Origin of the sequence: Rubricella aquisinus (assembly GCF_014199445.1) — a bacterium.
Classification (GTDB): Bacteria; Pseudomonadota; Alphaproteobacteria; order Rhodobacterales; family Rhodobacteraceae; genus Rubricella; species Rubricella aquisinus.
In genome coordinates this window covers 545223-560851 of sequence record NZ_JACIJS010000001.1, presented here as the reverse complement: position 1 = coordinate 560851, position 15629 = coordinate 545223, and the positions used below count along the sequence as shown (strand labels likewise).

The following is a 15629-nucleotide window of genomic DNA, read 5'->3' as shown; positions in this document are numbered from 1 at the left end:
ACAATCCCTGCAAAAAAAGGGCTTTCACCGGATCACTGGCGCGTTGACAGGGATAATCGCGGTCTCTATCTTCTGACTTAACGTTATATGGAGTAACCAAACATGACTCGTTTTATCACGATTGCTGCAGCAGCAGCTCTTACCGCTGGCTCCGCATTCGCGGCAGACGATTTTGTCGCACCGGATCAGTTCATTGATACCGCAGCGCTCGACATGAACAGCATCCTGTTTATGCAGGCACCTGCTCCAGCGGCTGGTGTAGGCGCGGGCGGCGGTGCTGGTGCCGGCGCGGCTGGTGCAGGCGCTGGTGCAGGTGCAGGCGCCGCAGGTGCAGGTGCGGCAGCTGGTGCAGGCGCGGCAGCCGGCGCAGGCGCAGGCATTGGTGCAGGACTTGGTGCAGGACTTGGTGGCCTTGCTGGTGCAATCGGTGTTCCCGGTATCGTCGCCGCTGCCTCCGTTGTTGTGACCCAAGTGGTTGCTCAGGAAGCAGAGAACTCTGCCGCCACCACCACCAACTAAGGTTGGGTTCAATATTCTGAAAAAGGCGCGCTTCGGTGCGCCTTTTTTATTTTTGGAAGGTCCGCAAGAATGATCGCGCCTGACATCAGCGGCGCAGCCCGCCCCGGCCTTTGCACGGATTGTGGCATTTCCCGTATCGGGGATGGCAAGGCATGTGGCCGCGCCTGCCAATTCATCCAGCCCGACTATCCCACGCTTGAACGCGCCACGCATGGTCAGCCCACTGACGCGCCGACCGCAGACCACCCATTCTTTGGCCCGCATAAGTCAATGCACCGCGCCCGGCTGAAAACACCCCATCCCGGCGCGCAATGGACCGGCATCACCACGCATATCGCGGCTGAGCTGCTCCGCTCCGGGCGGGTGGATGCGATCCTGACCATGGCACCCGACCCGGACGACCGATGGAAACCGCAGCCCGTCATCGTGACCGACCCTGCTGACCTTGCGAACTGCCGTGGCATGCGCATGGGATACGCGCCCCTTCTGGCGCTGATGGAGCCCGCGCGCGCAGCGGGCCACACCCGGCTCGCCGTGATCGGGATACCCTGTCAGGTCTACGCCCTCCGCGCGCTGGAGGCAGAATGGGGGTTTGAGCGGCTCTATGTCATCGGCACGCCCTGTTCCGACAACACGACGACCGCCAATTTCCACACGTTCCTCAATCTGCTGGACGAGCGGCCAGACACGGTGAGCTACCTTGAGTTTCGCGCCGACTACCAGCTTGAGCTGCGCTTTGACGATGGCCGCCCGGCCCGGACGATCCCTTTCCTGAAGCTGCCTATTTCGGACCTGCCTGCCGATTTCTTTCCCATGACCTGCAAGACCTGCGTGGATTACACCAACAGGCTTGCCGATATCACCGTGGGCTATATGGCCGGGGATGGCGATCAATGGCTGATCGTGCGCAATGATCGCGGGCAGGAATTGCTTGATATGATCCGCGCTGACCTTGCCGAGATGCCGTTCACCAATAAGGGCAAGCGGGACGGCGCGGTCAAAGGCTTCCTCGCCAATACGGAGGCTGCCGCCGGTGGCCTACCCCTGCGGCGGATGCCCGATTGGGTTCGGCCCATTGTTGCCTTCCTCCAGCCGCGCATAGGGCCACGCGGCCTTGAGTTTGCGCGCGCACGGGTGGAGATGAAAGCGATCGAGACGATCCTGCACCTGCGGCGCGCCCATCCCTCCCGGATCAAGAACATGGTCCCCCCGCATGTCTGGGCCGTCGCCGCGCGCTACGGACTGACCCCCACCGCCGAAGAACAGCGCAAGGACTAACCGCCGCTTGCAGCCGCCCGCCTGCTGCCCCATCTTGGCCCCTGACCGAGTTTTCCAAAGGATGCCGTGATGACCAGCACCGATGCTTATGCAGCCCTTATGTCCCATTTCCGTGAAATCGCGGCCCTCGGGCAGGCGGCGATGGTGCTGGGCTGGGATCAGGAAACCACCATGCCGGAGCGGGGCGTCACCCAGCGGGCAGAACAGCTTGGCGTGCTCGAAGGGATCAGCCACCAAAAGCTGACCGATCCGAGGATTGGCGATTGGCTCGCCGTGATTGACCGCGCCGCGCTTGATCCGGTGCAGGCCAAAAACGTGACGGAGGCCGAGCATCGCCACCATCGCGCCACCCGCATTCCTGCCCGCTTGGCCGAGGAAACCGCCCGGCTGTCCGCCCATGCGCAAGGGATCTGGGCCGATGCGCGGGCGCGATCCGATTTCGCGGCCTATGCGCCAACACTCAGCCAGATGGTCGCGCTAAAGCGGGAGGCTGGTCAGGCGCTCCGCGACGCGGATGAAAGTGCGTATGACGCCCTGATACAGGATTATGAGCCGGGCATGAGCGAGCGGGAGCTGTCCCGCATCTTTGGCGATCTGCGCCCGGCCCTCGCGGATCTGCGCGCGCGCATCGCGGACAGCCCGGTCAAAGCGCCACCGCTCAAAGGCCCCTTCGCCAAGGAGGCCCAGATCGCCCTGTCCCGCGAGTTGGCGACCGCTTTCGGCTATGACTGGTCCGCGGGGCGGCTGGATTTTGCGGTGCATCCGTTCTCATCCGGCAACAATGGCGATGTGCGCATCACCACCCGCGTGACGGAGGAGGAGCCGTTCGGCTGCCTCTATTCCACGATCCATGAGGTTGGCCATGCGGTCTATTCCCAAAACCTTGACCCGGCGCTGATGTTCCAGCCCGCAGGGGAGGATGCCGGGATGGGCGTCCATGAAAGCCAATCCCGCAGTTTCGAAAATCAGATCGGCCGCAGCCGCGCGTTTGCCGAATATCTGTTCCCGAAAATGCGCGACGCCTTTGGCGATTTCGGCGCGGCTGACCCGGAGGCGCTTTACCTGCAACTCAACGCGGTAGAGACCGGCTTTATCCGCACCGAGGCCGATGAGGTGCATTACAACCTGCATGTCATGATGCGCTTCGATCTGGAACGCGCGCTGATCTCAGGCGATCTCGATGTCGCTGATCTGGAGGCGGCATGGAACGACCGCTTCACCGCCGATTTCGGCGTCACGCCCCCCGATGCGCGGCGCGGCGTGTTGCAAGATGTGCATTGGGCGCATGGCTTGTTCGGCTATTTCCCGACCTATTCCTTGGGCAATATCTATGCGGGTGAACTGGTCGCAACGCTCCGGCAGGACATCCCCGATCTCGATAGCCAGGTGGCGGGGGGCAACATGTCCCATTTTGTCGGATGGATGAAGGAGAAAATCCACCATCCCTCCCGGCGTTACATGCCGCGTGACCTCATCGAACGGGCGGTCGGCCATGCGCCAAGCTCAGCACCCCTTGTCGCGTATCTGGAGCGAAAGTTCACCGACCTTTACGACCTGTAAGGCAATTCACTTTCTCCAAATATACCCCGCCGGAGGCTTCCGCACTCAGTCAAGCGCGCCTCCGGCCACAGCGGATCACCGCCCGCGGATATGAGGATCGAGCGCATCGCGCAGCCCGTCACCGATATAGTTCACCGACAAAACCGTCAGTGAGATGGCAAGCCCCGGCCAGAACACCCGCTCTGGCGTCAGCGTCAGGAAATCCTTGCCGTCAAACAACAGCCGCCCCCATGTCGGAAAATCGGGCGGAAAACCGAGGCCAAGGAAACTCAGCGCGCTTTCCGTGATGATCGCATTCGCCACGCCCAGCGTCGCGGACACCATGATCGGAGAGATCACGTTTGGCAGGATATGCCGCAGAATGATCCGCCGCGATGGCGTGCCGATGGATCGGGCTGCGAGCACGAATTCCCGCTCTTTCAGCGCCAACACATCACCGCGCACGATGCGCGCGGTCTGCATCCACGACGTGATGCCGATGATGAACACGATGAGAAAGAATATCCCCGTCTCCGGCCCAAAAGCCTGCCGCAACGTGTCGCGAAACAGCATGATGATGACCAGCAGCAGCGGCAATAGGGGCAACGCTAGAAACAGATCGGTAAACCGCATCAGCGGCCCATCAAGCCGCTTATAATACCCCGCCAGCACCCCGATCAGCGCCCCCAGAAACAGCGCCAGAAGCATCGCCGTGATCCCCACGGCAAGACTGACACGCCCGCCCTGCAACACTTGCGCAAAGATATCGCGGCCAAGGTTATCGGTCCCCATCGGATTGGCCCAACTGGGCGGCGCGTTGCGCAATCGGATATTCATGAAACCCGGATCGACCGTGTGGATCATCGGGCCGAAAATGACCGCCAGCACGATAAGGGTAAAGATGACCAGCCCCGCCATCGCCCCGCGATGCACGCGAAACTGGTTCCACACATCACGCGACAGCGAGGATGCTTTCGGCATTTCCTGAAGGGAGGTGTCACTCATAGCGGATCCTCGGATCAAGCATGCCGTAGAGGATATCGGCAATCAGGTTGAACAGCACAATCAGCGCGGCAAAGATGAATGTCAGCGTCTGCACCAGCGGAATATCCGCCCCCACGATCCCGGTGATCAGAAGTTGCCCGATGCCGTTCACCCGGAAAATCTGCTCGGTGATGATCGCACCGCCGAAAATGGTCGGGATGTTCAGCGCGATCACGGTCACGACCGGGATCATCGAATTGCGCAGCACATGAACCAGCAGAACCGTCTGCTCCTTGAGCCCCTTGGCACGGGCAGTACGCACATAATCCTGGTTCAGGTTATCGAGCATGGAGGCGCGCATATACCGGCTGATCTGGGCTGCCGTGAACAGAGCCAGCACCATCGTGGGCATGATCATCTGTTTGATCTGGAACACGAAACTGTCCCAATCCTCAACCACATGATTGGTGTCATAGATCGACGGGAACCAGCCCAAATTGACGGAAAAGATCACGATGAACAAAAGCCCGGTGAAAAACGTCGGCACCGAAAACCCGATCATGGAAAACAGAGTGCCAAGCTGGTCGATCCACGAATACTGCTTATAGGCGGAGATCACGCCAATCGGCACCGCGATCAGCACAGCGATGATCTGGCTCATCCCCACGACCCAGAGCGTTTGCGGCATCCGCTCCGCGATCAGGTCCACCACCGGCGAACGGGTGGCCCAGCTTGTCAGCCGCAGCCGGTCGCCCTCCCCGATGGTGATGCCAAAACTGCTCTCTATGAGGTTCAACGGCTCGGTAATCATGAACTGCTTGAGCCACAGGAAATAGCGGATGATGAACGGCTCATCCAAGCCAAGGGTCGAGCGGATCTGTGCACGCACTTCGGGCGGCACGGTCATCGGGAGGGAGGCCGTCGGATCACCGGGTGCCAGATCGAGAATGGCAAAAATGATGAAACTGATTACCAGAAGCGTCGGGATCGCGAACATCAATCGTCGGATCGTGAAATTCAGCATGGGTGGCGCCTCGGGTTAGCAGTCTTGCAACGAAAATGGGGCGGCGCGAACGCCACCCCAAATGTCAGATTAGTTGGAGCGGGTCCAATCGGCGGCGTTCCACAGCTCGCTGTCCCACTCGTTCATCAAAACACCCTCAAGGGAGTTTGCCCGGGCAGACACACCACCCCGGTGAATAAGCGGAATGATCGCGCCTGCGTTCATCAGCATATCGTTCATCGCGATGGCGATGCGCGCACGCTCCTCCAGTGCAGCGGTGCCGGACAATTCGGCGGCCAGCGCGTCATATTCCTCGGAGCAGAAGCGCGGCATGTTCATGCCAAGCCATGCGTTATCCGGGCTGGGAATTTCGGCGCAGGTCCAGTTGCCCATATAGGCCTCTGGGTCCGTTCCATCGAAATTGTTGGTATACATTTCGATATCGGCAAAGAACTTCTGGAACGTGTCCGGGCTGGACTGATCCCCACCAAAGAACACGGACGCGTCGATGTTGCGCAATTCGGTTTCGATCCCGATGGCTTCCCACATCTGCTTGATCAACGCCTGTGTGCCCTGACGCACAGAGTTGGTGGAGGTCTGATAGAGCACGCTCAGGCGCACGCCGTCCTTGGCGCGCACGCCATCGGACTGCATTTCCCAACCGGCCTCATCAAGGATGCGGTTTGCCTCATCCGGGTCGTAATTCTTGCACCATTCGTTGTTGGGGGAGGCAAACGCCGCAGGTGCCGGGAGCACGTTGCAGGTTTCCTGCCCGGCAGAGCCATAGCCCGCGATCACGAGGATTTCGCGGTCAATCGCGATGGACATCGCGCGGGTCACAGCCGTGTCCGTCAGGAACGGATGTGGATGCGCCACGGTCGCGCGCTCATCGCCCAGCGCCGGGTCAGGATTGGTGAAGTTCACCATAAGACGTTCCACCGAGGTGCCGAATGCGGAGATGATCTCCCCCCGGCCTGCGGCTTCCATCGCGGTCAGGATCTCAGGCTCGACCTGAAGGTTCCACGCATAGTCAAACTCACCCGTTTCCAGAACGGAGCGCGCAGCCGATGCCGCATCGCCGCCACCCTTGAAATTCACGGTCGCGAAGGCGGGCTTGTTCGGATCGCGGTAGTTTTCATTCGCGGCAAAGGTCGCGACATCGTTCGCCTTGAAATCGGTGACGACAAAGGGGCCGGTGCCAATGGGCGCGAAATTCTCATCCGAGCAGGTCACGGCCAGCGTGCCGACGCAGTTTTCAAACTGTGCTTTCTGGATAATCGGGGACTGCGCGCCGACAAACGGGCCATAGGGGAATGGTTTGGGGACGGAGAATGTGATTTTCAGCGTCTGGCTGTCCAGCGCTTCCATGCTCTCAACGTCGGAGAAATTGGTGGCCTGCGCGCAGCCGCCTTCGGGATGCGTACAATACTGCCACGTGAAGATCGCATCCTCAGCCGTCAGCGGCGTGCCGTCGGACCACGTGATGCCATCGGAGATTTTCCAGGTGATCGTCGTCAAATCCTCGGACACGCCGCCGTTTTCCACGGTCGGGATCTCATCAACGAGGAACGGCACCATCTGGCCCACTTCGTTATAGCGCGCGAGCGGCTCAATCACGAGCGACGCGGCTTCCAGTTCTTTGGTGCCGCCCGACAGATACGGGTTCAGCAGGGACGGGGCCTGCCAATAGATGATGTTGAGCTGACCATCGCTGGCACGCTCGGCATGGGCCGACGTCGCAGCGACAAGGGCGGTCGCCCCAATCAGAATGCTTCGAAGTTTCATTTTTTACTCTCCTTGTTGGATAGGTTTGGACGCTTTTGCGCCTCTGGTGGTTATTCAGCGAAATGGCAGGACACAAACCGCCCCGGTTCGATCTCTCGCCAGTCGGGGGACACTTGGTGGCACAGGGGCTGCGCCACCGGGCAACGGGTGCAGAAATTGCAGCCTGTGGGCGGGTTTGCCGGGCTTGGCACGTCGCCCTGAAGGATGATGCGGTCGCGGCGCGATTCCTCTCGCGGGTCCGGCTCTGGCACGGCGGACAGCAGCGCCTTGGTATAGGGGTGTTTCGGGTCGGAATAGAGTTGGCCGGACGGCGCCAATTCCATGATCTGCCCCAGATACATCACCGCGACCCGCGTCGCCAAATGGCGCACCATGCTCAGATCATGGGAGATGAACAGATAGGTCAGCCCCATCTTTTGCTGCAAATCCTCCAACAGATTCACGACCTGCGCCTGAATGGACACGTCAAGGGCCGCAATCGGCTCATCACAGACGATAAACCGGGGCGACAGGGCCAGCGCGCGGGCAATGCCGATCCGCTGACGCTGCCCGCCGGAAAATTCATGCGGATAGCGATTGGCGAAGGTCCGGTTCAGGCCCACCGCATCCATCAACTCCCCCACCCGATCGGACCGCTCTTTGGCCGACATGCCCTTGCGGTGTTCGATCAATGGCTCGGAGATGATCCGCTCCACCGTCATTTTCGGGTTCAACGAGGCCTGCGGATCCTGAAAGATCATCTGCATATCTGTCCGCATCTGGCGCAGATCATCTGTGTTGAGCGACGCAATGTCCGTCCCATCAAGGATCACCGACCCATCCGTCGGATCATAAAGCCGCAGGATCGCCCGCCCGCAAGTGGACTTCCCACAACCAGACTCGCCGACAAGGCCAAGGGTCTCCCCCTCATGCACGGTGAAACTCACGTCATCGACGGCTTTTACCTGACCGACCTGACGGCGCAGGATGCCTTTATAGATCGGAAAATACATCTTGAGGTTTCGCACCTCAACGAGCGGTTTGCCCTCTACATCGTCGCGCATCAGGCAGCCCCCCCCTGTGTCGCGTCCCACCAGCAGGCGACGTCATGGCCTGCTTTCACCTCCCGGCGGGTGGGGTTTTCGCGGTGGCAACGGTCCATCACCTGACGGCAGCGCGCGGCAAACGGGCAGGAGGTCAGCTTTGCACCCAAAATGGGCGGTTGCCCGTCGATGGAGCGCAGACGCTCCGGCCGCTCTCCCGTGAGGCTCGGCAGGGTTTCCAAAAGCGCAATGGTGTAGGGATGCTGTGGGTTTGCGAACAGCTCCTTGACCGGTGCCTGCTCCACGATCTGCCCGCCATACATCACCATCACCCGATCCGCGATCCCGGCCACCACGCCAAGGTCATGGGTGATCCAGACGATGCCCATGCCCATTTTCTGGCGAAGGCCCTTCACCAATTCCAGAATTTGCGCCTGGATCGTCACATCCAGCGCGGTCGTCGGCTCATCCGCGATCAGGAGTTTCGGATCACAGGCAAGCGCCATCGCGATCATCACCCGCTGCCGCATCCCGCCCGAAAACTGGTGTGGGTAATCATTGAGCCGCGCTTTCGCATCGGGAATACCGACCAGCGACAGCATTTCTGCCGCGCGGGCGCGGGCCTCTTTCTTTGATTTCCCCAGATGCGTGCGCAGCGCTTCGGTCAACTGATACCCAACCGTGAACACCGGATTGAGCGATGTCATCGGATCCTGAAACACAAATCCCACATCCCGCCCGCGCAGCACACGCAGCGCGTCGTCGGACATATCGCGAATATTGCGCCCCTCGAAATTGACCGCTTGCGCCTCGACCCGTGCCGAACTGGGCAAAAGCCCCATCAGCGACATCATCGTCACAGATTTCCCTGAGCCACTTTCGCCCACAACGCCAAGCAACTCGCCCGGTGCCACGCTAAAACTCACAGAATTGACCGCGTGGACATCCCCGCCACGGGTCTGAAACACAGTGTGCAAATCCACAACATCAAGAAGTGGAGCGATCTCATCGCGCATATAATCGTCCCTGTCGAACGCCAGGTCGTTTTTGACCGTTTGTTAAAATCAGTAAACACGGCTCTTATCCCTCTGGCAATCTGTAAACGGGCGTTGACCTTACGTCGCGCATGGGGGCAGCTTGGCATCAGATCAACGCGAGGAGCGCGCAAGATGCCCACGGCCTACACACCAAAAGAAATGCTTGAAAAACTGGTCTCTTTTCCGACCGTCTCGGATCAGACGAACCTGCCGCTGATTGAATTCGTGGAAAGCTATCTGGCGGATCATGGCATCACCGCAACGCGTGTGCCCCACCCGACGGAGGACAAAGCGAACCTCTACGCCCATATCGGGCCGGATGTCGCGGGCGGGACGATTCTGTCAGGGCATTCCGATGTCGTGCCCGTCGAAGGACAGGCATGGGACACCGATCCATGGACCTTGGTTGAGCGGGATGGGCGGCTCTATGGCCGTGGCTCTTGCGACATGAAAGGCTTTGTCGCCACCGCCCTCGCGCTCGTCCCTGACATGCTTAAGGCCGGTCTGAAACGCCCGATCCAGATCGCGATTTCCTATGATGAGGAGGTCGGCTGCACCGGCGCACCGCCGATGATCGACCATATGAGGGAACAATTACCGCCCGCCGCCGCTTGTATCGTTGGGGAGCCGACGATGATGAAGGTTGTGACAGGGCATAAGGGCTGTTTAGCGGTCAACACCACGGTGCATGGATATGAGGTCCATTCGTCGATGGTGGATCAGGGCGTGCCGGCGGTCATGGTCGCGGCAAAGCTGATCTGCTGGCTTGATGCGCGAATGGCGGAAAACCGCGCCGCGCCGTTCGATGCCCGCAATGAGGGGTTCATTCCGCCCTACACCACGCTGCACGCAGGCACGATCGCGGGCGGCACGGCGCATAACATCACCGCGAAACACTGCGAATTCATGACCGACATTCGCACCGTCCCGTCAGAGCGGCTGTCCGATTGGCTGATGCGTTATCAGGCAGAAGTCGCCCGGATGGAGGCCGAGATTCAAGCTATCCGCCCAGAGGCCCGCATCGACGTCGATATCGTCGCCATGGTCGAGGGCTGCGCGCCCGAAGAAAACGGCGCGGCGGAGCCACTCGCCCGGCGGCTCACGGGGGATAACACTGACACCCGCGTCGCCTATGGCACCGAAGCCGGGCAATTTCAGGAGCGGGGCTTTTCGACCGTGGTCTGCGGCCCGGGCGATATCGCACAGGCCCACCAGCCCAACGAATTCATAGAGATATCTCAGCTTGATGCGGGAGAGACGTTTATCCGGCGTCTGATTGCGGACCATGCCGCGGCCTGAACCACTGGCTGGATTAGGGTGGCGCGAATGGCGGGTGGTGATCGCCCGCGTCGCGGCGTCCATCGGGCAGAACAGGCTCAACCTGATCTCTGCCGGGATCGCCTTTTTCGCGATGCTCGCGGTGTTTCCCGCAATCGGTGCCGTGATCGCGATCTACAGCTATGTGGCGGATCCGGCGGTGATCCTTGATCATATCGCGATGCTCGCCGCGTTCGTGCCGGAGGAGGTGCATGATCTCCTGACCGCGCAGATGGTGCGCATCCTGCTGAGCGAGCAGGGGAATTCCGGGCTGGCCGGGCTGATTGGTCTGGCCTTTGCGATGTGGTCCGCAAGGGCGGGTGTGGCCGCGCTGATCGACGGGGTGGCGATTGTCCATGGCGGGGCGGAGCGACGCCACTTTTTCGCGCATCTGGCCATCGCGTTTATGCTCACAGGGCTGTTGGTCGGCGTGGTGCTGATCGCCTTGGCCGCTGTTGTGATCACGCCTGCGGTTCTGGCCTTTCTCGCACTTGGCCCGTTTGCGGAATTGGCGGTGCAATTGGTGCGCTGGGCCGTCGCGATCACGGCGATCATCGTGGGGATCGGGGCGCTCTACCAGTTCGGACCGCGCCGCGCGCATCGTGCCTCAGATGTGTGGATCACCCATGGCGCGGTCATGGCGAGCCTGCTTTGGATCGCGGGCTCCATCGCGTTTTCGCAATACCTGTCGAATTTCGGGAATTATAACGAGGTTTACGGCTCTCTCGGGGCGGTTATCGCGCTCATCATGTGGTTTTTCGTCAGCGCGTTTGCCGTGTTGCTGGGCGCGGCTCTGGACGTGGAGATTGCAACGGTGCGCAAATCTAACGCGCAGACGGAACCGGCGCCCGACCTGTCGGGGTCAGCAGAAACGCAGCCCGACCTTCAAACACCACGGGACTGAGCGGCCCGCCAAACGCCGCCCCGGTATCAAGCCCGATGCGCGTGCCATGGTGCACAACCTCCTCCACAGGTGTATGCCCATGCACCACGACCGGCCCATGATCATGGGTGTCCATCAGGAAATCCTCCCTGATCCAGAGCATATCCTCGACCGTCTGCTCCGGGATCGGCACACCCGACCGCAACCCGGCATGGACAAAGAAAAGCTCTCCCATGGCCTGCGTCAGGGGGCGCTCACGGATGAAGTTCACATGAGACTGGGGAACGCGCGCCCGCGCCTCCCGGTGCACATCTTCCGGCGGACCGGTCGGATCAATGCCATAGGAAGCAAGGGTCATCTGACCGCCAAGCCGCTGGTGCAGCCATGAAAGGCCCTCGAAAAGCTTCGGATCATGGCGCGGCTGATCCTCCAGAAACCACGCGAACATCCGGTCATGATTGCCAAGGATCACCCGATTGCGCGGATCGCGGGCCACGGTTTCGATGACGTAATCCATCACCTCGGCACTGTGCGGCCCGCGATCCACCAGATCGCCCAGATGGATCACGGGCGCATCATTGCCCGTCCGATCCCGGTCCGCCGCGATCAGGTCATGGGCCGCGCGCAGCTTATCAAGGTGGCCATGGACATCGCCAATGGCATAGGCGGTGGTCATCGGGAGGGCTGCTTTTGCCGCATCAGAACTCCACGACTGCGCGGATGGATTTGCCCTCATGCATCAGATCAAAGCCGGTGTTGATCTCCTCCAGCTTGAGCTTGTGGGTGATCATCGGATCAATCTCAATCTTGCCGTCCATGTACCAATCCACGATCTTTGGCACGTCCGTCCGGCCCCGCGCGCCGCCAAAGGCCGTGCCGCGCCAGCTTCGCCCGGTGACAAGCTGGAAGGGGCGCGTGCTGATTTCCGCCCCGGCTGGCGCCACGCCGATGATGATCGATTCGCCCCAGCCCTTATGTGCGGATTCGAGGGCCGCGCGCATCACCTGCACATTGCCCGTCGCGTCGAACGTGTAATCCGCGCCCCCTTTCGTCAGCGCCACGAGGTAGGGCACCAGATCGCCCTCTACTTCCGTCGGGTTGACGTAATCGGTCATGCCAAAGCGTGTCGCCATCTCAACCTTGCCGGGATTGATGTCCACGCCGACGATCTGATCCGCACCTGCAAGGCGCAGGCCCTGAATGACGTTGAGGCCAATACCGCCCAGCCCGAATACAATCGCACGGCTGCCGATTTCGACCTTGGCGGTGTTGATCACTGCACCGATCCCGGTCGTCACACCGCAACCGATATAGCAGACCATATCAAACGGCGCGTCCTTGCGAATCTTGGCCGCAGCAATCTCTGGCATCACCGTAAAGTTGGAGAAGGTGGAGGTGCCCATATAGTGGTGGATCGGATCACCATCGAGCGTGGTAAAGCGGCTGGTGCCATCGGGCATCACGCCTTTGCCCTGCGTCTCCCGGATCGATTGGCAGAGGTTCGTTTTGGGATGCAGGCAGTAATCGCATTCCCGACATTCAGGCGTATAGAGCGGAATAACGTGATCACCCACCTCAAGGGAGGTCACACCGGGGCCGACCTCCCGCACGATGCCCGCACCCTCATGACCAAGGATCGCAGGAAACAGCCCTTCCGGGTCAGCGCCAGAGCGGGTGAATTCATCCGTGTGACAGATACCCGTCGCCATAATCTCGACCAGCACCTCACCGGCGCGCGGGCCGTCAAGGTTCACTTCGGTCACTTCAAGCGGTTTTCCGGCCTGATAGGCCACGGCGGCGCGTGTACGCATGGATCGTCTCCCCTAAGTCACTTTTGAATGTAGCGTGGGGGATTTGCGCGCATGGCGCAAGCGGCGATCAGGGTCACGAGCCATTCCCGCCACCCTGATGCTTGCGATGCTAAAGGTCGAAATACAGGACCATCTGATCGAAATGGTCCTCATCCTCGGCATGGGTGACGAATTGAAACTCAACGGGCTTGCCGTCCACCGTCAGGCTGTTGGGGCTGACATGGGTGCTGATATTCTGAAACCCATCCTGATTGCGGATCTGGAAGGCATAGGGGCCAGAGGGCAGCTCATTATTGGTGTAGTTGGCCGGATTGCCGGGGCTGGCCATCCCGTCGAAATACAACGTACCGGACGAGGTGTTTGACCTGAACGACACCTCGACACCGCCAGAATTTCTGGCATCAATCGTGAAACTCACACTTCCCATAACAAACGCTCCTTCTTGTGGGTCAGCGCGACGGTCGCGCGCCACGAGCCTAGGCTATGGGGCCGCTTGGGTGCCGTGAGTTATGAGTGAATAAAGCGTTAAAGCTACGACAGGTCCGTGCCGTAGCGTGCCAGAAACGTTTTGACCGCCTCATGGGCGATCTGGTCCATTTCGACCTCTGTCATGCCATCGCTCATGTTGAGCATGATCTTGTAGAAGCAATCGGATTTGCAAAGCTCGGCAAACTGGTCTGCCGCGACGGCACAATCGTCAATCGCTAACTCCCCACGCTCTATCGCGGCGTCGAAATATTCGATCATCCGCTGGCGGGATCGGCCCGGGCCGGATCTGTAGAACTCATGTCCGATCTCGGGAAAACGCTGGCTTTCCGCGATCACCACCCGAAACATATTGAGCGCGATGGGGGAAGCCAGAAACCGGACGAAGCGTTTTGCCTCCTGCAACAGGGCGGCAGACGGTTTCACGTTGTCATCCACGGCAAAGGTCAGTTGCGCCTGCCGGGCGCATTCCTCCTTCAGCACTGCGATGAACAACAGGCGTTTATCCGGGAAATAGCTGTATAGCGTGGCCTTGGACACATTGGCGACCCGCGCGATGTCATCGACGCTGGCACCCTCGAACCCCTGCTCCATGAACACCTGACGCGCGCCGGCAATCACCTGATCGTGTTTGCGGCCTTTTGGCTTTTCGATATCGGTGTCGGTTGCGGTCATGGCCTTTGGAATTTGTTGCTTGGGCTGACGCGATCACGCCTAGGTGAACACCGTACTGTTCAGTTCAGCATGGGGCAAGCCTTCTCCCACCTCATGAAAAGGCCGGGCACCGTCAGGCGCCCGGCTGGGTCGGATAGTCGGTTGGGAAGCAGATCGAGATCAGTTGTCGAGTGCGATCTTGCGTGCTGCGAGTTCCGCAAGGGAAAGCGTCCCGCACTCCGCGCCGGTCACCTGCACGGACATCTCCAACTGTGTGCAGCTCGCTGAGTCCCGGCCCATGGCCTGTGCGCTTGCGATGGAGGGAACAAGAGTGGCGGCAAAGGCAGCCGTGGCAAGGATTGCAGTCGCTTTGGAAAGGGAAGTCATGGGGTATCTCCTTTTGTTAAACTGAACCGTTTGGTTCGCCGTTCATATATGAACTGTACGGTTTAGTTTATCAAGGAAACACATCGTTTCCATGCGCGACCTTGATTGATCGCGCATCTATCCCCAGTGCAGGAAGATGTGTTCTTAGCCTTTGAATTCTTTGGTTAAAGCGCTGCCAGCGGATGCGATCAACGTATGCTCCGACCCCACAACAAACACGTTTGCCCCAGCACGGCGCCAGCGGCTGGTATCCTCACCCGGCGCACAATAAAGGCCCGTCGCGGCCCCATTGGCCCCTAGAATCGTTTCCGTCATATCGCCAACTTCGGGTGCGAAGAAGTCGTCATACTCATAGGAAACCGCCAGATCGGCCCGCCCCACGAACAGCGCATCAATACCCTCAACCGCTGCAATCGCCGCGTGATTATCGACCCCTTCGGGGTCTTCGATCTGGGCCATCAACGTGACTTCCGCGAGGGGGCTGTCCTTATGCGCCGTGAGGGATCGCGTGGCATATTCCGCCGCGCGGGTTGTTCCGGCAAAACCGCGCCCGCCGGGGCCATACCGGACCTCCCGCACCAGCGCCTCTGCTTGATCGGCGGTCACGACATGCGGCACCATGATCCCCGCAGCCCCCGCATCCAGCGTGTTGAGAATCCATGGCGTCTGCCCCACCGGCACCCGCACGATGCACGGAATACCCGCCGCACGGCCCGCAATCAGGCATGTATCCAGTGTTGTGCGGTCAAACGGCGCATGTTCCGCATCCAGCACCAGAAAGTCGTACCCGGCGAGCGCCATCACCTCGATAATGATCGGATGAGGGGTTTTGATGAACGCCCCGATGACCGGCACGCCGCTTGTGACTTTGGTTTTGAATTCGGCATTCGTGGTCATGATACGCTCCCCGGTGTTTTTGGGAAG

General features: G+C 60.3%; 16 protein-coding genes. 5 read left to right on the top strand and 11 right to left on the bottom strand.

Translation table 11 applies throughout. The annotated features are described in order from the left end of the window. Positions 1–102: 102 nt before the first annotated feature. The 3 genes from FHS89_RS02660 to FHS89_RS02650 all read left to right on the top strand — a co-directional run bounded on the left by FHS89_RS02660 (position 103) and on the right by FHS89_RS02650 (position 3357). Complete coding sequence (locus FHS89_RS02660) at positions 103–519, top strand: hypothetical protein (RefSeq protein ID WP_184008186.1); 417 nt, start codon at positions 103–105, stop codon at positions 517–519. A 69-nt stretch (positions 520–588) separates the two neighbouring features. Next, positions 589–1797, top strand: a complete 1209-nt coding sequence (locus FHS89_RS02655; protein WP_184008184.1) for a Coenzyme F420 hydrogenase/dehydrogenase, beta subunit C-terminal domain — start codon at positions 589–591, stop codon at positions 1795–1797. A gap of 69 nt (positions 1798–1866) precedes the next feature. Next, positions 1867–3357, top strand: a complete 1491-nt coding sequence (locus tag FHS89_RS02650) for a carboxypeptidase M32 (RefSeq protein WP_184008182.1) — start codon at positions 1867–1869, stop codon at positions 3355–3357. A gap of 75 nt (positions 3358–3432) precedes the next feature. Here the strand turns inward: FHS89_RS02650 and FHS89_RS02645 are convergent, their stop codons facing one another. The 5 genes from FHS89_RS02645 to FHS89_RS02625 all read right to left on the bottom strand — a co-directional run bounded on the left by FHS89_RS02645 (position 3433) and on the right by FHS89_RS02625 (position 9146). Beyond that, positions 3433–4341, bottom strand: coding sequence for an ABC transporter permease (locus FHS89_RS02645; RefSeq protein ID WP_184008180.1), 909 nt, complete (start codon positions 4339–4341; stop codon positions 3433–3435). Next, positions 4334–5344, bottom strand: a complete 1011-nt coding sequence (locus FHS89_RS02640; RefSeq protein ID WP_184008178.1) for an ABC transporter permease — start codon at positions 5342–5344, stop codon at positions 4334–4336. Before FHS89_RS02640 ends, FHS89_RS02645 begins: the two co-directional genes overlap by 8 nt. A 69-nt stretch (positions 5345–5413) precedes the next feature. Next, positions 5414–7108 (bottom strand): peptide ABC transporter substrate-binding protein, encoded by a 1695-nt coding sequence (locus tag FHS89_RS02635; RefSeq protein WP_184008176.1) that lies wholly within the window; start codon positions 7106–7108, stop codon positions 5414–5416. Positions 7109–7158: 50 nt separating this feature from the next. Further along, on the bottom strand, positions 7159–8151 hold the full coding sequence (locus FHS89_RS02630) for an ABC transporter ATP-binding protein (protein ID WP_184008173.1): 993 nt from the start codon (positions 8149–8151) through the stop codon (positions 7159–7161). Continuing rightward, positions 8151–9146, bottom strand: a complete 996-nt coding sequence (locus FHS89_RS02625) for an ABC transporter ATP-binding protein (RefSeq protein ID WP_184008171.1) — start codon at positions 9144–9146, stop codon at positions 8151–8153. The genes FHS89_RS02630 and FHS89_RS02625 overlap by 1 nt, the downstream gene beginning before the upstream one ends. A 153-nt stretch (positions 9147–9299) precedes the next feature. Here FHS89_RS02625 and argE point away from each other — a divergent pair, with 153 nt between their 5' ends. Together argE and FHS89_RS02615 are read left to right on the top strand one after the other, a co-directional pair. Then, complete coding sequence (gene argE / locus FHS89_RS02620; RefSeq protein ID WP_184008169.1) at positions 9300–10466, top strand: acetylornithine deacetylase; 1167 nt, start codon at positions 9300–9302, stop codon at positions 10464–10466. Further along, on the top strand, positions 10453–11388 hold the full coding sequence (locus FHS89_RS02615) for a YihY/virulence factor BrkB family protein (protein ID WP_184008167.1): 936 nt from the start codon (positions 10453–10455) through the stop codon (positions 11386–11388). The genes argE and FHS89_RS02615 overlap by 14 nt, the downstream gene beginning before the upstream one ends. Here FHS89_RS02615 and FHS89_RS02610 read toward each other — a convergent pair. The 6 genes from FHS89_RS02610 to FHS89_RS02585 form a co-directional block, all read right to left on the bottom strand. After that, positions 11309–12043, bottom strand: a complete 735-nt coding sequence (locus FHS89_RS02610; RefSeq protein WP_184008165.1) for a metallophosphoesterase — start codon at positions 12041–12043, stop codon at positions 11309–11311. The genes FHS89_RS02615 and FHS89_RS02610 overlap by 80 nt on opposite strands. Positions 12044–12065: 22 nt before the next feature. Beyond that, the gene (locus FHS89_RS02605; protein WP_184008163.1) at positions 12066–13178 is read right to left on the bottom strand and encodes an S-(hydroxymethyl)glutathione dehydrogenase/class III alcohol dehydrogenase; all 1113 of its coding nucleotides are present in this window, start codon (positions 13176–13178) and stop codon (positions 12066–12068) included. A 109-nt stretch (positions 13179–13287) separates the two neighbouring features. Then, complete coding sequence (locus tag FHS89_RS02600; protein ID WP_184008161.1) at positions 13288–13605, bottom strand: hypothetical protein; 318 nt, start codon at positions 13603–13605, stop codon at positions 13288–13290. A 104-nt stretch (positions 13606–13709) separates the two neighbouring features. After that, the gene (locus tag FHS89_RS02595) at positions 13710–14339 is read right to left on the bottom strand and encodes a TetR/AcrR family transcriptional regulator (RefSeq protein ID WP_184008159.1); all 630 of its coding nucleotides are present in this window, start codon (positions 14337–14339) and stop codon (positions 13710–13712) included. 159 nt (positions 14340–14498) lie between these two features. Next, positions 14499–14705, bottom strand: a complete 207-nt coding sequence (locus FHS89_RS02590) for a hypothetical protein (protein WP_184008157.1) — start codon at positions 14703–14705, stop codon at positions 14499–14501. 144 nt (positions 14706–14849) lie between these two features. After that, positions 14850–15602, bottom strand: coding sequence for an HpcH/HpaI aldolase family protein (locus tag FHS89_RS02585; RefSeq protein WP_184008155.1), 753 nt, complete (start codon positions 15600–15602; stop codon positions 14850–14852). Positions 15603–15629: the final 27 nt, after the last annotated feature.